This is a genomic window from Bradyrhizobium sp. 192 (genome assembly GCF_023100965.1).
In the GTDB taxonomy this organism is placed as follows: domain Bacteria; phylum Pseudomonadota; class Alphaproteobacteria; order Rhizobiales; family Xanthobacteraceae; genus Bradyrhizobium; species Bradyrhizobium symbiodeficiens.
Genome location: NZ_CP064690.1, coordinates 5,140,595 through 5,160,262 on the forward strand (window position 1 = coordinate 5,140,595; position 19,668 = coordinate 5,160,262).

Genomic DNA, 19,668 nt, shown 5'->3' on the forward strand with positions numbered 1-19,668 from the left:
TGAAGCGTAGGTCGCACCGAGCGGCTGAAGTTGATCTGCGTCAAGCGAGCGCCTCGGCTGGCTCATCGCGATCCGGATCGCGCCGTTTCGGTGATATCGCACCGGCGCTTCCCGCAGCTTTCGCTTGCTTTCCGCGATCCCGCCCCTACGGTCGCGCCGCAAACGAAGCGCTTTTACGAGACCAGCCAATGACCGACGCGATGAAATGCCCCGCCTGCAACTCCGAGCACGCCTATCAGGACCGCGATCTCTGGGTCTGCCCGGAATGCGGCCATGAATGGAGCGGTGCGGCGGAGGCGGCAGCGGACACCGCGCAGGCGGCCGGCGTGCGCGATGCCAACGGCAACGTGCTCACCGATGGCGACAGCGTCATCGTGATCAAGGATCTCAAGATCAAGGGCTCCTCCTCGGTGGTCAAGGGCGGCACCAAGGTGCGCAACATCCGCCTGCAGGACGCCAGCGACGGCCACGACATCGCCTGCAAGATCGACGGCATCGGCGCGATGAACCTGAAATCGGATTTCGGAAGAAGGCTTGAGCCTCGCGCCTACCTCTGCCGCTGCGCCAGATAGAATCCGCACAGCACCGTCACCAGCCCCGCGCCCTGCAGCATCGTCGGCGCCTCGCCGAGCAGCAGCCAGCCGGTGAGCAGCGTCAGCGCCGGCACGCAGGCCGGAAACACCGCGGCGCGGGCGACGCCGAGGCGCTGCACCGAAACCGCGTAGAGATAGAGCGCGGCGGGGCCGGCGAGCACGCCCTGCGCCAGCGCCTGGATCACATTCTCGGTCACGCCGATCGCCGCAACATGGGCCAGGCCGACGTTTGCGATGTAGACCGGCAGCAGCAGCAGCGACAGCACGTTGATCACCAGCGCAGCCGACACGGCCGAGACGCGCCAATGGCGCAGTGCCGCGCCGAAGCCTGCGAACATCAATCCGGTGAGCACGAAGGTCAAATCGCCGAGCACGCCGTCGGCCCCGATGTGGCCGATCGATTCCGCGCCGATCACGCCGAGGCCGCCGACGATGACGACCGCACCGGCAAGGCGCGAGGCCGAGATGTGCTCCTTCAGCACCACCGCCGCGAGCAAGAGGCCGCCGAGCGTCGCGCAGGAGGGCTGGATCACGCTGCCATGGCCGAGCGGCACGAACAGGAATCCGGTGTAGGAGATCAGCGACATCACGGGGCCGCCGAGCACCATCAGCACGAGGCCCCTGCTCCAGCCGATGCCGCAGAGATCGGAGATGCCGGCGCGGAACACCAGCGGCAGGAACACGAGTCCCGACCAGACATAGCGATGCACCAGCAGATCGACCGGCGTGAAGCCGACCTTGAGGCCATGCCGCGTGGCGGCAAAGCCGAGCGCCCAGAACAGCGCCGCGGCAAGGCCGCAAAGGACGCCGAGCAGTGCCGGCGCCGTATCGTGCTTCTGAGAGAGAGCGCCAGCGCCGCTCGTCCGCTGATCCATGGGCTTCAGCCTTATGTCAGCGCCCATATCGGCTCAACCCACGCGGCTGCAGGGCTGGCACGCGGGGTGATTACCGGGCTTCAGCGCAACGCCGGATATCGCTCAGAAAAATCCGGGGCTGAGATCGAGGCCGTAGGTCAGGCTCAGCACGAACACGAACAAAGCGGCCGCGGCGAACAAGACCGCGTGCTTGAGAATGAACGCACGCGGCGAAATGGTGACGATACCGGCTTTCTGCGCAACGGGCATGACGGCCTCCAATATGATTTCAAAATTGGCCGCAACGATGCGCGGCCGCATCAACGCGACGTGCAAAGCAACTCTTAAAGGGATCACGCTCGTTATGAACGGGGATACATCTCCGGCACATTCACGCGAACTTGTTCGCGGCCGGATTCTCGATCAGCGCATCGGCGTCGATTCGCCGTGCCGAGACGTTGCACCATGCGCGCACCCGATGCGCAAGCAGCGGCGCTTTCGATTGAGGCAGTGGGTCCCGCTTCTCCGCGGAGCCCACCTGCCGTTCAAAATGTCAGCTTAGCGCGCCACGCCGACGGTGGCGGTCTTCACCTTGCGAGGGCTGAGCACGTTCACCTGGTGGACCGAGGCGAGCGTGGTCGGCGCAGCGGACTGCTGCTCGACATGCGCGGCACCGAGGACGCGAACCTGCAAGGGCGAGACCGGAAATCCGTTGGTCTCGTAAGTCGGCAACTCGGCGGCGAAAGCCGCGGTGCTGCCCGCGATCGCCAGGATGGCGGCGGCGATCGACAGAGTCTTCTTGTTCATTGTCATGCTCCTGAGTGGAAGAGTCGGAGCCTATTTAGGCGCGGTTTGCTGCATTGCGACATACTTTGTTGCATTGCAACAGCGCGTGCGGTGCATGGCGATATGTTTAACGCGTACAAGGCGTTGACCGAATCACGGCCGGCCGCGACATGACGGTTTTATGGACGGTGTTCAGCCACCGAGCACACCGCCCCGGCCATCGCGCGACGCCCTATTTCAATGCAGTCGCCAGCGACTGCAGCTTTGCGACGAGATTGATGCCGAGCGCATGGATGATCTCGATGATCGCGAGCGCGATCCCGGCTGCGATCAGGCCGTATTCGATCGCGGTGGCGCCGGATTCATCGGCGAGGAATTCGGTCCATTTGCATTTCAACGTCACAATCGCGTCCTTCCCAACTCTGCCGGAACGCCGGCAAGCGAGAAATGCACCACCACAATCCAAGATTGAGTAAATCCGATCGCTTCAAGTTGACGACAATGAACGCCGCTTTTGCTCGCGGTCCCCTCCAAAACGACAGTGGAACCCGCGTTGCAGCTTGGCAACACCCCCACGAAAAGCCCGTTTTCGCCGATTTACGCCATTGCGCCGCCACACGGTCCTCCGAACAATCGAGGCGCTGCGTGCCTTTCCGTGCAAGACTGTTTTTGCATCATGACTGTTCCGACAGAGCGTGTCCGAACAGAACCGTTTGGAGGCAGGGATCATGAACGATCGGCGGTCTCTTCTGGTGGCGGTCGCGTGCCCCTCGGCCGTTCTCGCCGGCTGGCTGGCGCTCTCCCTCTCCGCCTATGCCCCTGCCCTCATCGAGAACAGCGGCGCCAATGCGGCTGCCGTGTCCCGTGCCAAAGATCTCAGCCGGCTCGACCTCGCCGACGTGCCGCGCGCTGCGACGATCGAGGACGGCGTCGCCTTGACCGCCGACATCGCGGCTGCTGTCGCCGCGGCACCGGCCCCGACGATCACTGAAACGGTGCCCGAGCCGCCCGCCATCAAGCTCGCCTCGGCCGATCCGGCGCTGATCCTGCCGGCGGAGACGCCGCCCGCGCCGCAGATCTCGCCTGAACCAGAGCCCGCCGTCAGCGAGGCTGTCCCGGTTGCAGCGCCAGCAACCGTCAAGCTCGCCTCTGCCGATCCCACCGAGATCGTGACGACGGACGAACTGTCGCCCGCGGCGATCGCGACCGGCCCCGCCACACCTGCGAGCAAGGCATCGCCGCCGGCCGACACCGTCGCCGTGCTCGACGAATGCTTCGTCATGGATGCCTGCATCGACCGTTATCTCTGGGCGCTCTATCAGCGCACCGCGAAAGAGGACTCGATCAAGGTCCAGGAGCGCCGTGCCGTCACCGTCAAGCGCAAGGGCAAGGGCAAGACGGTCACGGTGATGCGCAGTTTCACCAAGCTGGTCGACCAGGATTTCGGCTGGAAGGATCCGAAGGCGGCCGAGCATGCCGGCATGTCGATGATGGACTACGTCATCGGCGGCATGGACAAGAGCTTCAAGCGGAAGCTGTTCCGCACGCTGCTCGCCGCGGAGGCCGCCGGCCTCTCGCCCGGCATCACCAGCGCGTTCCGCGACGATTACCGCCAGTCGATCGCGAGCGGCCTGAAGGCCGCCTCCGACCGCTCCTATCACGGTGGCAGCACGCGCGGCGGCTACGGCCACGGCATGGCCGCAGACATCGTCAGCACCCAGGGCAATAATCGCGCGCAGCGCTGGGTCTCGACCGAAATCCTGTGGAAGTGGGTCGACGCCAACGGCAAGGCATATGGCATCGGCCGGCCCTATCTCGGCCGCGACCCGCCGCATGTCGGCCCGGTCGACGGCGCCGAATACATATCAAAGCGTGGCACGAGTGAGCGCAAGGAAGTCGCCAGCGCCAAACCTAAGAAGTCGCGGGCTGTCGCGAGCGCCAAGCCGCCAAAGGCCCAAAAGGCACAAGCCGCGCGTGAGCAGAAGAGCCCGGCCAAGCCACAGAAGGCGGCGCAATCGACCGGCAAGCGCGCGACCTGAGGCCGTTACGGCTGGTGTATCGGCCTCGGCAGCGGCACCAGCCGCATCTCGGCTGTACCGGCATCCTGGGTACGCACCAGCACCGCGAAGATGGTTTCGACCGCAAGCCGCACGGCGGCCTCGATGGCCTCGCCCTTGGCCAGATGCGCGGCGATCAGGCCGGTGAGGAGATCGCCGGTGCCAGAGGGGCGGATCGGCAGGCGCGGCGTCGCAAAGCGCGACAACTGCCCCGCGGCGCACAGGATCGTCTCCACCTGCCCTGCCGCCGTATCAGCGAGCGTGCAGCCGGTCGCGACCACGTCGATGCGGCCGGTCCCCGCCAGCGTTGAACAGGCCGCACGCAGGTCCTGCGCATTCGCGATCGTGAGGCCTGAGAGCAACTCGAGCTCGAACTGGTTCGGCGTGGTGAGGTTGGCTGCCGGCAGCAGCCGGTGCCGGACCACATCCAGAATGCCGTCGGCGACATAGACGCGGCCGTCATCGCCGATCACGGGATCGCAGAGATAGACGAGCCTTGAATTCCGCGTGAGCGCCCGCTCGACGAAATCGGCGATCACGGCGGCGTTGCCCGGCGAGCCGAGATAGCCGGTGACGAGCACGGCGGCCTCGTCGACCAGACCGCGCTCCTCCACACCGGTCAGAAGATCGGCAACGAGCTCGGTCTCCAGCACCCGCCCGCGCAGGCTCGGATAGCGCGGATGGTTGGACAGCAGCGTCGTCGGCACCGCCGCAACATTCACGCCCTCCGCCTGAATGGCATAGGCGGCCGCGCTGTTGCCGACATGGCCGTGGACCACCTGGCTTTGAATGGAGATGACGAGCATGGAAGAGGTCCGTAGGGTCAAACGTGCCGCAAGGCAAGCATGGCCCGGATCACGAAATGTCGTAGCCAAGCCCCGGCCGCAACGCCTGCATCTTCCGCGCCAGCCGCCGGTGTCCGCTCTCCTCCGACCGCGCCAGCCGGCAAGCGACGGCGACATGATCCGCATCGCTCTTGTGCTGGTTGAGCTTGGCCTGACCTTCGACGGTGTCGATCACGAGATCGACGACGCGGATCGCCGCCAGCATGCTCTCCCGCTTGGCCACCTCCATCTGCGCGAGGTCCCAGGGCTGCTTCGGCAGCCGCGCCTCGGAGACCGCAAGCAGCGCGTCGCCATGACCGCGGTTCTGGTCCAGCTCGCGCGGATGGGCAACGCCCGACAGATGCACCGCCTCGTAGAGCCAGGTCGAGACGTTGTCGCGCGAGGAATACCAGTCGTTGGAGATGTAGGCATCGTCGCCGGCAACGATCAGCAGGAAGCGCCGCGTGCCATCCGCGAGCGGCACGAGCGGATTTTTGGCGGTGAAATGGATCTGCACGATGGCACGCCCGTCGCGCTGATCCAGCACGAACGGCACATGCGAGGCGCGCGGGCCGCGCTCGTCCGCTGCCACGATCATGCCGAAGCCGCGCCTGCTCGCGAATTCCAACGCGCGCTGCTCCTCGATGTGGAACTGGGGACGAAGGACATGCATGGCGCGGCGCTCGATGGCTGGACGAGGGACGATTTGAGGCTAACCCATCGTCTGTTGGAATCAGAAACGATATTGTCCCGCAAAACGCAGATGTCAGGAATGATCTCGGCGCCGTGCCAGCTCGCCGAGATAGGCGCAGAACATGTCGGCCAGCCCGTCGGCATGACGTGCGATCTCGGCCTCACTGCGCGGCGTCTCCGAAAACCGCTTGCCGACCGCGCTCAGCGTGGTCTTGATCAGCTCGCCGGCAAGCGCACGGGTCGCCTCCGAGGCTTTGGGCAGCGCTTCCCGCATGAACGCCGCGATGATCCCCTCACCGGCGGCCCGCGCGTCCTGCGCCTCGGGCGCGTCGCGATAGAGCGGCGCTGCATCGCTGAGCGCGCCGCGGATCGCGGCCTCCTCGCACTCGGACAGAATGAAGGCATGCACCAGCGCGCGCAGCCGCACCGGCGGTGGCTTCGCCCGGTCTTCGAGGATGCCGCGCAGCAGCTCGCTCGTTTGCCGCCACTCGTCGCTCTGGAGACGGAACAGGATCGCGGCCTTGTTCGGAAAATATTGGTAGAGCGATCCGACGCTCACCCCGGCCCGCTCCGCCACCCGCGCCGTGGTGAAACGCTGCGCGCCCTCCTTCGTCAGAACCTGAACAGCGGCATCGAGGATGGCCGCGACAAGCTCGCTGGAGCGGACCTGTTGCGGCTGTTTTCGTGAAGAAATTGAACGGCTTCGACGCTCGGCCATGGCTCACTTGGGGAATGCGAATAGGAAATGCGACGAATTAGTCGTATTTCACGCGGGCACGCAAGCACGCGTTTCTTCGCCACCTCTGGAGACCTAAAATGACCATCCCGACCATCACATCGCTTGCGCCCCTGCTGGAGCGCCTGTTCGAGGAGGCCGAAGCAGCAAACGGCGCAACGCTGGCCGCCGTCGCAGATTTGTCCGATGCCGACCGGGCGCGCTTGATGCGGAGCAAGACCGACTATCGCGACCTCTACGGACGCCTGAAGGAGGCGCCGCTTGCGGTCTCGCGCGAAACAGGCCGCCTGCTCTACATGCTAGCCCGCGCCTCCCGCGCCAGGGCGATCGTCGAGTTTGGCACGTCGTTCGGCATCTCGACACTGCACCTTGCCGCAGGCCTGCGCGACAATGGCGGCGGCCACCTCATCACCAGCGAGTTCGAGCCGTCCAAGGCGGCGCGGGCACGGCAGAACCTCATCGCCGGCGGTTTGATCGATCTCGTCGAGATCCGCGAAGGCGACGCGCTGAAGACGCTCAGCATCGATCTGCCCGACACGATCGATCTCGTGCTGCTCGACGGCGCCAAGGCGCTCTATCCGGAGATCCTCGATCTGCTGGAAGGCCATCTCGGTCCGGGCGCGATCATCGTCGCCGACAATGCCGACGACAGCCCGGACTATCTGGCGCGCGTGCGCGCGCCCGGCAGCGGCTACATGTCCACACCCTTCGCCGAAGACGTCGAGCTAACCGTGCGGATCAACTGACACTGCACGGTCCGTTTCCAGCCGGTGTCGCAGCTTCGTCACTTACAAATGATATTCGCTGTCAGCGAAGAGTCTGTTCATGGCTGACCTTGGCTGTCGCGCTGCACCTATCACCCGCTGAGAGACTCATGACCCCGGCTTTCAATGCCTACGCGGCACTCGCGCTCGCCATCGTGTTCGAGGTCACCGCGTCGGCGTTGTTGCAGCAGTCGGCGCAGTTCACCCGTCCGTGGCCGACACTGGGGATGGTCCTGCTCTACGTCGCCTCGTTCTATGCGCTGTCGTTGGCGATCCGGGTTGTCCCGTTGAGCATCGCCTATGCGATCTGGGGTGGGGTCGGCATCATCCTGACCGCCACCGTGTCCTTCGTGCTGTTCCGCCAGATACTGGACGCCGCAGCCTTCGTCGGCATTGCCCTGATCGTATCAGGTGTCGTGGTCATCAACTTGTTCTCGGAGACCAATGTGCATTGATGCCGGGGAGCCGACGCGCCGGCTATTGGCTCTGCACGGGCTTTGCCGAACGCGGAGCGGACCGCGCGGGCTTCTTGGGCCTGACCGCAGCGCGCGGCGGCGGCTCGTCAACAGACTGCAGATAAGCAGCGAGCGCCTTGGCCGAATCCAAACTGGTCGCGTAGTGATCCTTGAGGAACCAGGACAGCGTCAGGCTGAAGCGCCCCTTGGCAAGGCCGCGCGGGCTGCGATGGCAGGTCGCGCAGCCGTCAGCGAACAGCTTGGCGGGTGGCTTGCCGGCGTCGAGATTTTGCGCGGCGGCAACCGTCACCGTCAGAACAGCGGCGGCCGCAACACTCATCAGGGGCACGATCCGGTCGCGCCCAGGTCGAAACAGCGATGTCAAATGCCGTCCCCTCGCCCGCTTTCGGTCACGCCGCCGACAGCTGATCGAACTCCGGCGGAGCGTAGGCCTTGCCGTCCTGGTCGGTGATGACGACCTGCCACCCCTCGCTCACCCACACCTTCGCCTTCGCCACGATGAGCAGCCGGCTCTCGCGGTCGAAACTGTACTTCGCGTTGTCGCGTTCTGCGACCATTTTGTAGGCCAATTCGCATCCCCTTGCGTCGCCCTGCACCCGGCCTCCTCGTGGCAGCGGGCTTTGGCGGCAATTCGCCGGGAGCGTGGCAATTTGGTGCCATCCGCAGGCATGTCGCCGATGATCGGCGCTGGCGACCGGCGTCGATGGAACCGATCATCCCGATTCCGGAGCCCTAATGCACGCGGATGATGTGGGGGCGCCCGAGATCGATTAGCCCTTGCACCGCGGAGAGACGGTCGTCGAGGGCCGCGATGGTGAGCAGCAGGTTGTTGCGGCGCTCGTCGAGCATGCCAATCTCGGCGCCGGTGAGCTTTGTGCCCGTCCGTTCCTTGTGGATCCTTTCGAGGGACTCGCGCAGTCCGGCAATGAGGCCGGTCAGCTGTCTGGCTTCCTTCGTCATCGAACGCTTCGCGACGTTTTGGCGGCGCATCTCCGCCTGGCCCTGTTTCATATCATCCTCCCGTGCCCCGCTGCCCCGAGTGGATGCTTACAGCTTTGGGTAGACATGTTACGATCGATGAAATCTGCCAGCGAAGAACTATCTTAAATTGTAAAAGCCTCGACAAGCGAGGAAAAAGCCCGGCACCAGGGCCGGGCTTCCCTTTGCGATGCTAGTGCCTCTGATGTCCGCCACCGGGGCCGGCCGCCGGGGCGCTGCCGCCACGCGGGCCGGCATTGATATGCGGAGCACCGCCCCCGCCGCCGTGCGGCATTGCAGGCGCGGCGGCGCGCGGCGCCGGCATCTGCGCACGGGCATTCATCGGCGAACCATGGCTCACGTTTGGCTGGGCGACATGCGGCATCGCCGGACGCGCTGGAGGCGCGGCCGATACGCGGGGCGCTTCGTGCGCGCGGGCCATCGGCTGCGCACGCACCGGAGCGCGGGTCGCAGCCCGCTCGTGCATCATGCGTGCCTGTGCATCGCGCGGATTGCTGCTCTGCGCGTTGGTCCGTTCATGCGCGATGCGCTCGTTTCGTCCAGCGCGGGCCCGGTCGGACGTAACAGCAGCGCCGCGCTTCGCAATCGCAGCGTCGGGTCTCGCGATCGCCGCGTCGCGCTTCGCGATCGTGGCATCGTGCGGTGTGGTCGCGGCGTCACGCCTTGAAATCGCGGCGGCGCCCTTGCCGCGCACTCCGCTGCGTTCGAGCGCGATTGCGGCATCGCGAGTCGCCGCACGGCCGATGCGAGCCGCACGCGGATCAATCGTCATCCGCGTCGCGACGCGCTCGTGCGAGGTCCAGTACTTATTCCAGTAAGCGTGGCGGCGATAAAAAGGACGCCCTTCGTAGTGGCTGGACCAGTACGAGGTCAGCACGAAGGGAACGACGGGAACGTCGATCTCATCGACATAGTCGGGGAGATACACGTAATGATTGCGGTAGAGATATTCGAGATATTGCGACGACACCCAGCCGCGGTCATCGGAGAAGCTGACGTCGCACCAGGCATTGCCGCGCAGGCAGCCATGGATGTTGACGCGGGCGCCCTCGGGGACGCGATCGACCAGGGGAAAGCCCGGCCCCGGCCCGGCCCGCAATCCGGTCGAGACCGTGACGATGCCCGGCGCGGCCAGCGCGGCCGTCGGGACCAGCAACAATGCTGCAACTAAAGCGGTTCTGAACTTCATGGCGCAGTCCTCCTTTGAGAGGCGGAACGCGCCAGCAGAACAGGCGTTCCGCGTACGGCGCGCCATCCATCGAAAGATCGAGATGCGCGCCCGTGCGCGGTTCAATATTCATCCGCCGTTCATCGGCGCACCGCCTATGGCGCGCTGAAGGACCGTCAGTTGACCTGCAACATGAACGCGTCGAAGTACGACGCAAGCCCGGCAAAGTCGGAGAGCGGCAGCACGTTCGCGACATACTGGTCCGGCCGCACCACGACCACGCAGCCGGCTTTCCGATCGATGCCGCGCATCGTGAAAATGTCCTGGCCGCTCTTGAGGTCCGGACAGAACATCTTTTCGTAGTCGCGCAAACCATACCGCCCCTTGCGCGGGAGCAGCAGCGACGGCATCGCCGCGACGGCGAGTTCGCGATGATTTTGCTGGAACACCGCCCGCAGATCGATCACGCTGTCGATGTCGGCGTCAACGGGGGTGTATCGTCTCACCGGAGACTCCCTGGCTTCGGTGAGGAAGTTGCACAGCGCACGAATGGCGGAGCCTGCGGCCGCAGGATCTTCGGCAGGCGAAAACGCGTAGATCCGGAAGCGGCCATCAGCCTGCGCGGCGTGGCCGAGATGAACCGGCTTGGCATCCGCCAGCCGGATCACCGGTGCGGAGTGGAAGCGCTTGCCGATCACGAGGCCTTGCGCGAGGCGCTGATGCGAGGCTGCACCGGTGAGGATCGATGGCGTGTAATGCGTCGCCGTGCCCGCGGTGTAGCGGCCGTGCCTGACGAAATAATCCTGCGTCCTGGCGGCATCGGCGCCACCCGCTTTTGCTGACGACGCCAAAATCCCCGCCCATTCGCGATCGAAATCGATCAGCTCTTTCGCAACCGACTGGCGCTCCGCCGAATAGGAATGCAGCAGGTTTGGGGCGCACTGCTTCCGCAGGACGGCGGCAAGTTTCCAGCCGAGATTGAAGGCGTCCTGCATCGAGACGTTCATGCCCTGTCCGGCCTTGGGGCTGTGGGTATGGCAGGCATCGCCGGCGATGAAGATACGCGGCAGGCGCGATGCGATCTCGGACTCCGGCACATCGTCGAACTTGTCGGTGAGACGCTGGCCGATCTCGTAGACCGACCACCAGGCGATCTCCTTCACCTCCAGCGTATGCGGCTTCAGGATCCGCTGCGCCTTCGCAATCACATCGTCGGCGGTGATGTTGCGGTTCGCGACGCGCTCGCCGACCTCGAGCTTGGCGAGCTCGACATAGATGCGGACCATGTAGCCGCCCTCACGCGGAATGATCAGCAGGCTGCCGTCCTTCGCCGACTGGATCAGGGACTTGAAGCGGATGTCCGGGAAATCGGTCACCGCCAGCACGTCCATCACGCCCCAGGCATGGTTGGCGGAATCGCCGTGTAGCTCTCGCCCGATCGACTTTCGCACCATGCTGCGCGCACCGTCGCAGCCGACGACATAGCGCGCCTTGATCGTTTCGACCTTCCCCTCGTTCGCAGCGTCGAGGCGTTCCAGACGCACGGTCACGGCAGGATCGGCGGGACCTGCCGCCAGATCGACCTGGAGGTCGAGCAGGCGGCGGCTGTAATGAGGTTCGAGCTTGGCCGGCGATTTGCGCATGACATCGAGAAAGCCGTCATGGATGCGCGCCTGGTTGAGGATGACGTGCGGGAATTCCGACAGCCCGTCCTCGACGTCCTGCACTCTTCCGCTGCGGACAATGGTCTCGGGCAGCCGCTCGTCCGGCTTCCAGAACGTGGTCTCGTTGACCCAATAGGCCTCCTTCAGCACGCGCTCGCTGAAGCCGTAGGCATGGAACATTTCCATGGTGCGGCAGGCGATGCCGTCGGCCTGCCCGACCAGCAGGCGATCCGGCTTCTGCTCGACGATGCAGGTCTTGATATCAGGGAATTGCGCAAGCTGGGCGGCGAGCGTGAGGCCCGCAGGGCCACAGCCGACGATGAGGACATCGACCTCGTCAGGCACGGCGCCCGCCGCGCCCGGGGCCTGAACGCGCTCGGCGGGGTCGGCGATGTCAGGGTCGCCCGGCTGAAATCCATTCAGATGGAATTGCATGCGCCTCTCCCGTCAACTCTCTGTCTGTTTTGATATTGCTCAGTATGCTGATTATCAGTATACTTGTCAACGACGGTGCACCCTGGCTCCTAGGAGAATTCGGTGAAAGATAACAACGACATGCCCGGGCATCTCGCGCGCCGGTTCCAGCAGATCGCCGTTGCGGTGTTCCTGGCCGAGGTCGCGGACGCCGGCTTCGACCTCACGCCGGTGCAATACGCCGCGCTCGCGACCATCAAGGCCAATCCGGGGCTCGACCAGGTAACGCTCGCAGGCTTGATCGCCTATGACCGCACCACCATCACCGGCGTGATCGATCGCCTCGTGCAGAAGGGACTGGCCGAGCGCCGCGCCTCCAGCCGCGATCGCCGCGCCCGCGAGCTCGAGATCACCGACGAGGGCCGGCGCACGCTGCGCAAGATCACACCATCAGTGGAATCGGCCCAGCGCATCCTGCTGCGCGGCCTCAGCGACAGAGAGGGCGAGGAATTGATGCGGCTGCTGCGCAAGGCGATTGCCGCCGGCAACGATCTGAGCCGCGCGCCGCTGCGCCACGTGCAGGCCTGATCCCGTATCCGTGCGGGTGATTGTCGCAGCATCGCGAAACCAGGAACTAACCTTCGGCCGCTACGCTCGGCAACATTCTGCGTTTAACGCGCGATTAACTTTGCCGGTTCGGGAGATCATGATGTTCAGGTTCGTCATTGCGGCAGCGACCATCGCGCTCTCGACTGGCTTTGCGCTCGCAAACGGCCATGGCGGCGGCGATGCCGCGCCTGCGCCCAAGCCTGAGGCGGCGACCGCGCCGGCGAAGGTGATCATCACCAAGCAGGGTCCCAAGCTCGTCGATCTCAAGGGCATGACGCTCTACACTTACGAGCGCGACACCACGGGAAAGACGTCGAACTGCAACGGCAAATGTACCGAGAGCTGGGTACCGCTCGCCGCGACGGCCGACGCCAGGGCGGTCGGCGACTTCACGGTGATCAGCCGCAACGACGGCAGCAAGATGTGGGCGTACCGTTATCGCCCGCTCTACACCTCCCCCGCCGACAAGACGCCAGGTGAAGCCAACGGCACCGCAACCACGCTGCAATGGCGCATTGCCCGGCCTGAGGACTAGAGCGAGATCAGACCGCGCGCGTCCGCACCAGAGCGCGCCTGAGCCTTCACCCGCGCCAGCTTCCGCCCGCCTCGGCCTGCGCGCTCTGTCCCGGCGGCAGCACCACGACCGTCGAATTGAGCTTCACCCGGTCGTAGAGATCGATCACGTCCTCGTTGCGCATGCGGATACAACCGGACGAGATCGCCTGTCCGATATATTCCGGCTGGTTGGTGCCGTGGATGCGGTAGAGCGTGTCCTTGTTACCGGAATAGAGATAGATGCCCCGCGCGCCCAAGGGATTGGCGGGACCGCCGGGAACGCGTGCCGGATATGGTCCGAGCCGCGCCTGGATATCTGCCGTCGGAACCCAGTCCGGCCATTCCGCCAGACGGCCGACCCGCGCGACGCCGGAGAACGCCATGGCTTCCTCGCCGACCGCAACGCCGTAGCGGATCGCCTTGCCCTCGGGCAGCACGAAATAGAGGTAGCGCGCGTCGGTATCGACCAGGATGGTACCCGGCTGCTCCTTGCGCTGGTAGTCGACGACGTGACGGAGAAATTGCTCGGGCACGTTCGCTTGCGCGTAAGGCGTATGCGCGAGCAACTGCCGGTCGCGCGGTGTCATGCTCGCGTCGGTCGATGGCGAAAGTGTAGTCTGCATGCAGCCGCCCAGCGGCAGCAAGGCGACAGCGAATAGAGCGATTAGTAATCTTGGCACCGCGCCGGCCCCCGATAGCGGATAGAAGTGCCCCCAGCGTTTCCAGATGCCGCCAAAATCGTGCTGAAAACAAGGCCGCGCGGAACAATTGCGCGTGTTCGACGAGGCGGGTTCCATCACCACAAACGGCGGAAGAGCGTCGCATCATCTCCATCCCCTCGCCTTGCTTTGGTCAAACCCGGCTGGACTCGTGCGTCATCGTTCGAGCTCGTCCGATCGGGATGGGCTCACCTCAATAGATCGGCTCGCGCCAATGCGGACGACCAGTATTTCAAGCGCCCGGGCTTCAAACACCCGGCTTCAAAGGAGCTGCGATGCTCGCGACGCTGAACCCCAAGCAAATCGTCGATGAGATCGTGAAGGACACGGTCAAGGACAACGATCCGCACGACGCGATTCAGATTTCGCCCGACATTGTGCTGGCTTCGCGCCCCATCAGCGTTGCGCCCGCGCTGGCACCTGACATCGCGACCCGTCCGGAGCCGAAATTCGTGCCGGAGCCCAAAGCCTCGTTCGAGCGCAAAATCTCTCTGGAGCCCAGGTTCAGTCCTATCTCGGAGTCGCAGGCGGCACCCCCGCCCTCTGTCGACACCGCCATCCGCGTCGCCGCGAACGATGGTGCCGGTCCGCGGAAGCGATCCGCCGCCGGCAAGTGGCTGCGCGGCGCTTTCGTCACGTTTCTGTTCGCGGGCGGCAGTGCGGCCGCCACGATCGTCTGGGCGCAACACGGCGACGCCGCCAAGCAGATGCTCGCCGAATGGACACCGGCATTGGCGTCGCTGCTGCCGTCGACATCGCAGACCGCGCCGGTCGCTGCCGCGCAGGCCGCACCGCCCACGGAGCAGGCGGCAACCGATCAAACGGCCGATCAATCTGCGACGCCGCCCGCAGTCCAGGTCGCCGCAGTTGCGCCTGCAGCGACGCAGCCCGATGCAGCGCAGTCGGTGCAATCGATGACGCACGATCTCGCCGCGATGGCGCAGCAGATCGAAGCGCTCAAAGCCAGCATCGCCGAGTTGAAGGCCGGACAGGAGCAGATGGCGCGCGAGATGGCAAAACCGCCCGTGCCGAAGCCGACAGCTGAGGTCAAGCCGGTCGATCCGCGCGCACGCGCCGCTGCGCTCCCACCGCGAGCTCCGTCACCGCCGCCGGTTCGCAAACCGAAACCGGCCGTGTCGCATACCTACATGCCGGCCTATTCTCCCGCCCCGCTTGCGCCACCGCCGTCGCAGGCTGCCGCGGTGCCGCCGCCGGTCCCGCCTGTTACCACGACTCAAGCCGTCGCCGATGACGACGGACCAATCGTGCGTCCGCCGATGCCGTTGCGCTAAGACTGAGACCACGCAACAGCACGGCGCGCTGCGACAACGTCGCATAGGCTGTCCTGGTCGATGTGATGCGTTGAGTCCGGGCAATTACGGATAAGCAACTTTTTCGCTCAAGAGAAAAGGCCGTCGGGATCTATGCCGGCGGCCTTCTCTTGCAGCTGCCGGTTCCCGGAGCCCGGTTCTGCTGCAATTCCATGCCTCATGATCGCGTCGAGATGTTTAATAAAATGTTAACGATCCCACACGCTGCACATCATTTCTGCGCCATAAGCACAGAGATTGCGCGGTCCGTTCACCCGATAGATATCGACTCAGTGGTACCATCCGACATGTGTTGAGACTTCCACTGAAGCTCATCTCGTCACACCGGGGAATTCGGATGCCGTACTACTCTTTCGATCTTGTGGTTGGTGGAGAGTTCAGGAACCAGGGCGGAATCATCCTCGAAGACATCGAGGTTGCCTCCGATCGAGCCGACCAGCTCGCCACCGAGCTGTCGCAGGTGAAACCGGAGCTGCAGCAGAGGGGTTGCGCGGTGCGCGTCACCGATCGCGACGACAACGAGCTTTACCGCACGCCGCTCGATCCCGTGCCGGCCTGGCAACGCTGACTACTCTTCCAGCGCCGGCGGCTCGAACCAGTTCGTCAGCGACAATCCGCCGTCGACGACGAAGGCCGCGCCGGTGACGTAAGCGGAGAGCTTGTTCGACAATACGGTGAGCGCCATCGGCGCAAGGTCATGGGCCTCGCCGAGGCGCCCGAGCGGAATGTGCCGCGCCAGCGCGGGATCCGCGACGAACCCGCCGGCTGCGATCGCGCCGGGCACCAGCGCATTGACGCGGATGCCGTGGCGGCCGAACGACTTCGCCAGTTCCTTCACCAGCATCGCCATCCCCGCCTTTGCCGTCGAATAATGCGGCAGGTTGCGCGGCGTGCCCGCATGCAGCGAGGTGAGAAACAGGAACGAGCCCGGCCGCTTCGCCGCGATAAGCCGCTTTGCGAGCTCGCGCGCCAGATGAAAGCCGGCATCGAGATTGACGGCATGCATCTGCTGCCAGGTCCTGCGATCGACCGCGAGCGCGTGATCGGCCTCCCGCCGCGGCGGCGAGGCGCTGTGGACGAAATGCGTGATCCCGCCCCACGCTGCCTCCGCCGCAGCAAGCAGTTCGTCGCACGCATCGGGCTCCGCGAGATCGCCGATCCAGGGCACCGCCAGCTCAGGCTTCTTGCTCGCGCTGATCGCGGCACTCACCCGTTCCGCGCTGATATCGGCGAACACGGTCCGGACGCCCTCGCCGACCAGGGCCTGCGCGATGGCGCGGCCGATGCCGTTGCCCGCGCCGGTGACGAGCGCGGTGTCGCGGGTAGGATCGAACGGCGTGCTGAACAGGCTCATGTCGCTCTCCGAGGCCGGGATGCGGGCCACGATAGCGCACCGCAGCGGGGCGCGACAAATTTGCCCTTCGCGCCATTGCGGAGCAACCCGCCGGACGCTAGCCTCCCAAAAAACGGAGGAGATACCTGGGATGCGCTACGGTTTCCTGATGGCTGGCCTGTTGCTGATCGCCGCTCCGGTCCAAGCCGAGGACCATCCACGCTCGACCTATGTGACCCTGGTCCTGCAGGCCTTCGCCGCCAAGGTCGAATGTCCGGGCACGGATGTCGTCTACCAGGATCTCGTGCAGAAGGCGGAGCAGATGAAGCTGCCCGAAGGCACGACGGAGAAGGTGCGCAAGGCGATTGCCTGGATGCACACCGGCGGCAAGATGGGCGAGAAGCAGGACGACGATTTGATGGCCGAGGTCGCGGTGGCGACCCAGGCGACCGATCTCAACCAGCGCCGCCTCGGCATGCCCAACTGGTGCGAGGCCCAGAAGACCAACCTCGCCGGCCTGATCCGCGCCAAGGGCGGCTAGCGAGCCCGCTGTCGCGGCGTTAAGGACACCGCGACGGAACCCGTGTTTCGGCCAATAATTGTCACATTCCTCGCCAGCATGCGGGCTCCTTTCGCACAGGAGAAGCCAATGCGGATGACCCATCTCATCGTTGCCGGCGTGCTCTCGGTGAGCGCAGCGCTGGCCACCCCGGCACAGGCAAAGAATTCCGACGCCCAAAAGGGCGAGGACAAATCGACCTCGTCCTCCTGCAGCGCCTATCAGCAGGCGCCGGACGGATCGTGGGAACCGCTGCCCTGCAAGGAGTCGGGCGAGCGCGACCAGCCGCAGACGCAGCATCGATCCCCGTCACGGGGGTCGGGTCGCGAGGAACGCTGAAGCGTTTCCGGTCCTGCGGTCAGCTGTGGGCAGGCCCGCGCATGATCTTCATGGCATCGGCGATGTGACGCCACTCCTTGGCCTCATCGGCCTCGCCGCGGCCCTCGCAAGCCTGGGCCTGCTCGGCGGCCTTCGCGATCGCAGCAAAGCCGTGCTGCTCGAGCATCTGCCGCGCGACTGTGTGGACCTGGACCTCGGACATCATGGGCGCTCTCCCGTCTGACCAGACCGCAGGCCGCATGGCTCCCGCGGTTGGTCTTAACGATTGAGGGCAGGACCTCGTTCCGCTCCCGTCCCGACGGTCCCAAAACGAAGGCGGCCCGCTATGCCCAGCGGACCGCCTTCTCACCCACCCCAAATTGGGACCCGCCGGCCGCGTCCCCTACGCGACCGCCGCTTTCTTGCGCTCGAAGTCGTTAGGCACCTCGATATCGACCTCCAGAGTCGAGACCTCGTCGCCGCGATCGAGCCGGACGATGACCTTGGTCGGGTCCAGCGTGACGTGCCTGGAAACGACCGCGAGAATTTCCTCACGCAGCACACCGAGCAGATCGGGCTGGCCGCGCATTCCGCGTTCATGGGCAAGCAGGATCTGCAGCCGTTCGCGAGCGACGGGTGCAGAGGCCTTGTTGCCGCGGAGAAGCCGAAGCAAACTCATGCTCATGCAGCCCTCCGTCGCAGCAGACGATCCATGAATCCCTTGCGCTCGGTCGGCACCTGCATGGGGACGGTCTCGCCGCACAGACGGCGCGCCGCGTCGATATAGGCCCGCGCCGGTGCGCCATCCGCGTTCGACAACGTGACCGGCGTGCCGACATTGGAGGCGCGCAGCACGTCCTGGCTTTCGGGAATGATCCCGAGCAAGGGTGTTGCAAGGATCTCGAGGATGTCCTCGATGGTCAGCATCTCGCCGCGCGCGGCGCGTGAGGGATCGTAGCGGGTGATGAGGATGTGCTTCTCGACGCGCTCGCCCTTCTCGGCCCGCACGGTCTTGGAATCGAGCATGCCGATGATGCGGTCGGAATCTCGCACCGAGGAGACTTCCGGATTGGTGACGATCACGGCCTCGTCGGCGAAGCGCATGGCCATGGAGGCGCCGCGCTCGATGCCGGCCGGGCTGTCGCAGATCACCCAATCGAAGCGGGCGCGCAGATCGTCGATCACCTTGCCGACGCCCTCTTCCGTCAACGCGTCCTTGTCGCGGGTCTGCGAGGCCGGCAGCAGCCAGAGGTTCTCCAGCCGCTTGTCCTTGATCAGCGCCTGCGGGAGTTTCGCAACGCCCTGCACCACGTTGATGAGGTCGAACACGACGCGGCGCTCGGCTCCCATCACGAGGTCGAGGTTGCGCAAACCGACGTCGAAATCGACGACGACGACCTTTTCGCCGCGTTGCGCCAGCGCAGCCCCTAGCGCGGCGGTCGTCGTGGTCTTGCCGACCCCGCCCTTGCCTGATGTCACGACCAGTACCTTGGCCATTTCTGAAATCTCCTTCTGGTCAGTTCAGCGCGGTAATTCGCATGGTGTTGCCCTGCAGCCAGGCCTGGGCCGGCCGGCCACGAAGAGCGGCATCGATATCGTCGGCGGTCTGATAAAATCCATCGATTGCAAGCAGTTCGGCCTCGATCTTCTGGCAATAGATGCGCGCGCTCGTGTGACCGTTCACGCCGGCCATGGCGCGGCCGCGGAGCGCGCCGTAGATATGGATGGAGCCCCCGGCAACAACTTCCGCGCCGGAGCCGACCGAGCCCAGGATGGTGACGTCGCCGTCGGGGAAGATCACGGTCTGGCCGGAACGTACAGGGCTATCGAGCAGCAGCGAGGTCGGCTTGGCCTCGGCCTTCGCCTCGACCTTCTTAGGTGCACTCGGCTCGACCACGCAGCTGCGCCCGCCCGACAGCAGCGGCGGCATCATCGCCGTCAGCTTCGCCTCCTCCACACCCTCGATGCCGAGCACGCGGATGTTACGGTCCTGAAGGCTGGTGAGCAGATGGCCGATGCCGGCCTGACTGAGATCGACCGAGGACAGGTCGATCACCACGGGCCGGCCGGCAAAGAAGCCCGGCGAGCGCGCAATGGTGGCATCGATCTCGTGCAGCCAGTCCTGCACCGGAACCGTCGGCGTGAACACGAAGGCCACATAGGACCGCCCGCGCAGGCGCACCATTTGGCGTTGTGGTTTGACTGCAGCCTCCATA

Annotated in this window: 28 protein-coding genes; 10 read left to right on the forward strand and 18 right to left on the reverse strand. The window is 65.2% G+C overall.

All coding sequences use genetic code 11. The features are described 5' to 3' along the window. Positions 1-188 precede the first annotated feature (188 nt). A complete protein-coding gene (locus IVB24_RS23650; RefSeq protein ID WP_247769232.1) occupies positions 189-572 on the forward strand; it encodes a zinc ribbon domain-containing protein YjdM in 384 nt (127 codons plus the stop codon). Here IVB24_RS23650 and IVB24_RS23655 read toward each other — a convergent pair. From IVB24_RS23655 to IVB24_RS23670, 4 genes are all read right to left on the reverse strand, one after another. Next, positions 548-1,468, reverse strand: coding sequence for a DMT family transporter (locus IVB24_RS23655; RefSeq protein WP_247769233.1), 921 nt, complete (start codon positions 1,466-1,468; stop codon positions 548-550). The genes IVB24_RS23650 and IVB24_RS23655 overlap by 25 nt on opposite strands. Positions 1,469-1,570: 102 nt before the next feature. Then, a complete protein-coding gene (locus IVB24_RS23660) occupies positions 1,571-1,768 on the reverse strand; it encodes a hypothetical protein (RefSeq protein ID WP_166473872.1) in 198 nt (65 codons plus the stop codon). A gap of 237 nt (positions 1,769-2,005) precedes the next feature. Beyond that, positions 2,006-2,254 carry a hypothetical protein gene (locus IVB24_RS23665; protein ID WP_166474960.1) on the reverse strand — a complete coding sequence of 83 codons (249 nt, stop codon included), beginning with the start codon at positions 2,252-2,254 and terminating at the stop codon, positions 2,006-2,008. A gap of 211 nt (positions 2,255-2,465) precedes the next feature. Next, positions 2,466-2,636, reverse strand: a complete 171-nt coding sequence (locus tag IVB24_RS23670; RefSeq protein ID WP_140479345.1) for a Flp family type IVb pilin — start codon at positions 2,634-2,636, stop codon at positions 2,466-2,468. 325 nt (positions 2,637-2,961) lie between these two features. Between IVB24_RS23670 and IVB24_RS23675 the strand changes: the two genes are divergently transcribed. Then, complete coding sequence (locus IVB24_RS23675) at positions 2,962-4,272, forward strand: hypothetical protein (RefSeq protein WP_247769234.1); 1,311 nt, start codon at positions 2,962-2,964, stop codon at positions 4,270-4,272. 5 nt (positions 4,273-4,277) lie between these two features. On the opposite strand, the gene pdxY is transcribed toward IVB24_RS23675, so the two are convergent. The 3 genes from pdxY to IVB24_RS23690 all read right to left on the reverse strand — a co-directional run bounded on the left by pdxY (position 4,278) and on the right by IVB24_RS23690 (position 6,525). Then, complete coding sequence (pdxY, locus tag IVB24_RS23680) at positions 4,278-5,096, reverse strand: pyridoxal kinase (protein ID WP_247769235.1); 819 nt, start codon at positions 5,094-5,096, stop codon at positions 4,278-4,280. Between the two features lie 49 nt (positions 5,097-5,145). Beyond that, complete coding sequence (locus IVB24_RS23685) at positions 5,146-5,787, reverse strand: FMN-binding negative transcriptional regulator (protein ID WP_247769236.1); 642 nt, start codon at positions 5,785-5,787, stop codon at positions 5,146-5,148. A gap of 93 nt (positions 5,788-5,880) precedes the next feature. After that, positions 5,881-6,525, reverse strand: a complete 645-nt coding sequence (locus IVB24_RS23690; RefSeq protein WP_247769237.1) for a TetR family transcriptional regulator — start codon at positions 6,523-6,525, stop codon at positions 5,881-5,883. A 98-nt stretch (positions 6,526-6,623) separates the two neighbouring features. Here IVB24_RS23690 and IVB24_RS23695 point away from each other — a divergent pair, with 98 nt between their 5' ends. Both IVB24_RS23695 and IVB24_RS23700 read left to right on the forward strand, forming a co-directional pair. Beyond that, a complete protein-coding gene (locus tag IVB24_RS23695; RefSeq protein WP_247769238.1) occupies positions 6,624-7,289 on the forward strand; it encodes a class I SAM-dependent methyltransferase in 666 nt (221 codons plus the stop codon). A 128-nt stretch (positions 7,290-7,417) separates the two neighbouring features. Further along, complete coding sequence (locus tag IVB24_RS23700) at positions 7,418-7,762, forward strand: multidrug efflux SMR transporter (protein ID WP_094974405.1); 345 nt, start codon at positions 7,418-7,420, stop codon at positions 7,760-7,762. A 22-nt stretch (positions 7,763-7,784) separates the two neighbouring features. Here IVB24_RS23700 and IVB24_RS23705 read toward each other — a convergent pair whose 3' ends face one another. The 5 genes from IVB24_RS23705 to IVB24_RS23725 form a co-directional block, all read right to left on the reverse strand. Next, positions 7,785-8,102, reverse strand: a complete 318-nt coding sequence (locus tag IVB24_RS23705; protein ID WP_247769239.1) for a hypothetical protein — start codon at positions 8,100-8,102, stop codon at positions 7,785-7,787. A 70-nt stretch (positions 8,103-8,172) separates the two neighbouring features. Further along, entirely contained in the window at positions 8,173-8,352 is a 180-nt protein-coding gene (locus IVB24_RS23710; protein WP_244607589.1) for a hypothetical protein, read from the reverse strand. A 163-nt stretch (positions 8,353-8,515) separates the two neighbouring features. After that, positions 8,516-8,794 (reverse strand): hypothetical protein, encoded by a 279-nt coding sequence (locus tag IVB24_RS23715; protein WP_247769240.1) that lies wholly within the window; start codon positions 8,792-8,794, stop codon positions 8,516-8,518. Positions 8,795-8,954: 160 nt separating this feature from the next. Then, the gene (locus IVB24_RS23720) at positions 8,955-9,971 is read right to left on the reverse strand and encodes an SH3 domain-containing protein (protein ID WP_247769241.1); all 1,017 of its coding nucleotides are present in this window, start codon (positions 9,969-9,971) and stop codon (positions 8,955-8,957) included. A 155-nt stretch (positions 9,972-10,126) separates the two neighbouring features. After that, the gene (locus tag IVB24_RS23725) at positions 10,127-12,049 is read right to left on the reverse strand and encodes an FAD-binding monooxygenase (protein WP_247769242.1); all 1,923 of its coding nucleotides are present in this window, start codon (positions 12,047-12,049) and stop codon (positions 10,127-10,129) included. A gap of 102 nt (positions 12,050-12,151) precedes the next feature. On the opposite strand from IVB24_RS23725, the gene IVB24_RS23730 reads away from it, so the two are divergent. Beyond that, positions 12,152-12,616 carry a MarR family winged helix-turn-helix transcriptional regulator gene (locus IVB24_RS23730; protein WP_094974410.1) on the forward strand — a complete coding sequence of 155 codons (465 nt, stop codon included), beginning with the start codon at positions 12,152-12,154 and terminating at the stop codon, positions 12,614-12,616. A 121-nt stretch (positions 12,617-12,737) separates the two neighbouring features. Beyond that, positions 12,738-13,172 carry a hypothetical protein gene (locus tag IVB24_RS23735; RefSeq protein WP_094974411.1) on the forward strand — a complete coding sequence of 145 codons (435 nt, stop codon included), beginning with the start codon at positions 12,738-12,740 and terminating at the stop codon, positions 13,170-13,172. A gap of 46 nt (positions 13,173-13,218) precedes the next feature. Here IVB24_RS23735 and IVB24_RS23740 read toward each other — a convergent pair whose 3' ends face one another. Further along, positions 13,219-13,815, reverse strand: a complete 597-nt coding sequence (locus IVB24_RS23740) for a L,D-transpeptidase (protein ID WP_162848648.1) — start codon at positions 13,813-13,815, stop codon at positions 13,219-13,221. A gap of 371 nt (positions 13,816-14,186) precedes the next feature. Between IVB24_RS23740 and IVB24_RS23745 the strand changes: the two genes are divergently transcribed. Further along, positions 14,187-15,203 carry a hypothetical protein gene (locus IVB24_RS23745; protein WP_247769243.1) on the forward strand — a complete coding sequence of 339 codons (1,017 nt, stop codon included), beginning with the start codon at positions 14,187-14,189 and terminating at the stop codon, positions 15,201-15,203. A 376-nt stretch (positions 15,204-15,579) separates the two neighbouring features. Next, the gene (locus IVB24_RS23750) at positions 15,580-15,810 is read left to right on the forward strand and encodes a hypothetical protein (protein ID WP_094896824.1); all 231 of its coding nucleotides are present in this window, start codon (positions 15,580-15,582) and stop codon (positions 15,808-15,810) included. Here IVB24_RS23750 and IVB24_RS23755 read toward each other — a convergent pair whose 3' ends face one another. After that, entirely contained in the window at positions 15,811-16,596 is a 786-nt protein-coding gene (locus tag IVB24_RS23755) for an SDR family oxidoreductase (protein WP_247769244.1), read from the reverse strand. Between the two features lie 130 nt (positions 16,597-16,726). On the opposite strand from IVB24_RS23755, the gene IVB24_RS23760 reads away from it, so the two are divergent. Together IVB24_RS23760 and IVB24_RS23765 are read left to right on the forward strand one after the other, a co-directional pair. Continuing rightward, positions 16,727-17,116, forward strand: coding sequence for a hypothetical protein (locus IVB24_RS23760; RefSeq protein WP_094974413.1), 390 nt, complete (start codon positions 16,727-16,729; stop codon positions 17,114-17,116). 108 nt (positions 17,117-17,224) lie between these two features. After that, complete coding sequence (locus tag IVB24_RS23765; protein ID WP_247769245.1) at positions 17,225-17,473, forward strand: hypothetical protein; 249 nt, start codon at positions 17,225-17,227, stop codon at positions 17,471-17,473. 19 nt (positions 17,474-17,492) lie between these two features. On the opposite strand, the gene IVB24_RS23770 is transcribed toward IVB24_RS23765, so the two are convergent. The 4 genes from IVB24_RS23770 to minC form a co-directional block, all read right to left on the reverse strand. Then, on the reverse strand, positions 17,493-17,678 hold the full coding sequence (locus IVB24_RS23770; protein ID WP_094974415.1) for a hypothetical protein: 186 nt from the start codon (positions 17,676-17,678) through the stop codon (positions 17,493-17,495). A 177-nt stretch (positions 17,679-17,855) separates the two neighbouring features. Continuing rightward, complete coding sequence (gene minE / locus IVB24_RS23775) at positions 17,856-18,137, reverse strand: cell division topological specificity factor MinE (protein WP_247769246.1); 282 nt, start codon at positions 18,135-18,137, stop codon at positions 17,856-17,858. Further along, on the reverse strand, positions 18,134-18,949 hold the full coding sequence (gene minD / locus IVB24_RS23780) for a septum site-determining protein MinD (RefSeq protein ID WP_140479319.1): 816 nt from the start codon (positions 18,947-18,949) through the stop codon (positions 18,134-18,136). The genes minE and minD overlap by 4 nt, the downstream gene beginning before the upstream one ends. Positions 18,950-18,968: 19 nt before the next feature. After that, complete coding sequence (minC, locus tag IVB24_RS23785; RefSeq protein WP_094974418.1) at positions 18,969-19,667, reverse strand: septum site-determining protein MinC; 699 nt, start codon at positions 19,665-19,667, stop codon at positions 18,969-18,971. Position 19,668 lies beyond the last annotated feature (1 nt).

Excerpts from the sequence above, each read along its gene's own strand:
- IVB24_RS23665 (WP_166474960.1), bottom strand. The coding sequence starts at position 2,254 with ATGAACAAGAAGACTCTGTCGATCGCCGCCGCCATCCTGGCGATCGCG.
- IVB24_RS23705 (WP_247769239.1), bottom strand. The coding sequence starts at position 8,102 with ATGAGTGTTGCGGCCGCCGCTGTTCTGACGGTGACGGTTGCCGCCGCG.
- IVB24_RS23735 (WP_094974411.1), top strand. The coding sequence starts at position 12,738 with ATGTTCAGGTTCGTCATTGCGGCAGCGACCATCGCGCTCTCGACTGGC.
- pdxY (WP_247769235.1), bottom strand. The coding sequence starts at position 5,096 with ATGCTCGTCATCTCCATTCAAAGCCAGGTGGTCCACGGCCATGTCGGC.
- IVB24_RS23725 (WP_247769242.1), bottom strand. The coding sequence starts at position 12,049 with ATGCAATTCCATCTGAATGGATTTCAGCCGGGCGACCCTGACATCGCC.
- IVB24_RS23655 (WP_247769233.1), bottom strand. The coding sequence starts at position 1,468 with ATGGATCAGCGGACGAGCGGCGCTGGCGCTCTCTCTCAGAAGCACGAT.
- IVB24_RS23720 (WP_247769241.1), bottom strand. The coding sequence starts at position 9,971 with ATGAAGTTCAGAACCGCTTTAGTTGCAGCATTGTTGCTGGTCCCGACG.
- IVB24_RS23760 (WP_094974413.1), top strand. The coding sequence starts at position 16,727 with ATGCGCTACGGTTTCCTGATGGCTGGCCTGTTGCTGATCGCCGCTCCG.
- minE (WP_247769246.1), bottom strand. The coding sequence starts at position 18,137 with ATGAGCATGAGTTTGCTTCGGCTTCTCCGCGGCAACAAGGCCTCTGCA.
- minC (WP_094974418.1), bottom strand. The coding sequence starts at position 19,667 with ATGGAGGCTGCAGTCAAACCACAACGCCAAATGGTGCGCCTGCGCGGG.
- IVB24_RS23660 (WP_166473872.1), bottom strand. The coding sequence starts at position 1,768 with ATGCGGCCGCGCATCGTTGCGGCCAATTTTGAAATCATATTGGAGGCC.
- IVB24_RS23755 (WP_247769244.1), bottom strand. The coding sequence starts at position 16,596 with ATGAGCCTGTTCAGCACGCCGTTCGATCCTACCCGCGACACCGCGCTC.
- IVB24_RS23695 (WP_247769238.1), top strand. The coding sequence starts at position 6,624 with ATGACCATCCCGACCATCACATCGCTTGCGCCCCTGCTGGAGCGCCTG.
- IVB24_RS23690 (WP_247769237.1), bottom strand. The coding sequence starts at position 6,525 with ATGGCCGAGCGTCGAAGCCGTTCAATTTCTTCACGAAAACAGCCGCAA.
- IVB24_RS23675 (WP_247769234.1), top strand. The coding sequence starts at position 2,962 with ATGAACGATCGGCGGTCTCTTCTGGTGGCGGTCGCGTGCCCCTCGGCC.
- IVB24_RS23700 (WP_094974405.1), top strand. The coding sequence starts at position 7,418 with ATGACCCCGGCTTTCAATGCCTACGCGGCACTCGCGCTCGCCATCGTG.
- IVB24_RS23770 (WP_094974415.1), bottom strand. The coding sequence starts at position 17,678 with ATGATGTCCGAGGTCCAGGTCCACACAGTCGCGCGGCAGATGCTCGAG.
- IVB24_RS23765 (WP_247769245.1), top strand. The coding sequence starts at position 17,225 with ATGCGGATGACCCATCTCATCGTTGCCGGCGTGCTCTCGGTGAGCGCA.
- minD (WP_140479319.1), bottom strand. The coding sequence starts at position 18,949 with ATGGCCAAGGTACTGGTCGTGACATCAGGCAAGGGCGGGGTCGGCAAG.
- IVB24_RS23650 (WP_247769232.1), top strand. The coding sequence starts at position 189 with ATGACCGACGCGATGAAATGCCCCGCCTGCAACTCCGAGCACGCCTAT.
- IVB24_RS23750 (WP_094896824.1), top strand. The coding sequence starts at position 15,580 with ATGCCGTACTACTCTTTCGATCTTGTGGTTGGTGGAGAGTTCAGGAAC.
- IVB24_RS23685 (WP_247769236.1), bottom strand. The coding sequence starts at position 5,787 with ATGCATGTCCTTCGTCCCCAGTTCCACATCGAGGAGCAGCGCGCGTTG.
- IVB24_RS23745 (WP_247769243.1), top strand. The coding sequence starts at position 14,187 with ATGCTCGCGACGCTGAACCCCAAGCAAATCGTCGATGAGATCGTGAAG.
- IVB24_RS23715 (WP_247769240.1), bottom strand. The coding sequence starts at position 8,794 with ATGAAACAGGGCCAGGCGGAGATGCGCCGCCAAAACGTCGCGAAGCGT.
- IVB24_RS23740 (WP_162848648.1), bottom strand. The coding sequence starts at position 13,815 with ATGCAGACTACACTTTCGCCATCGACCGACGCGAGCATGACACCGCGC.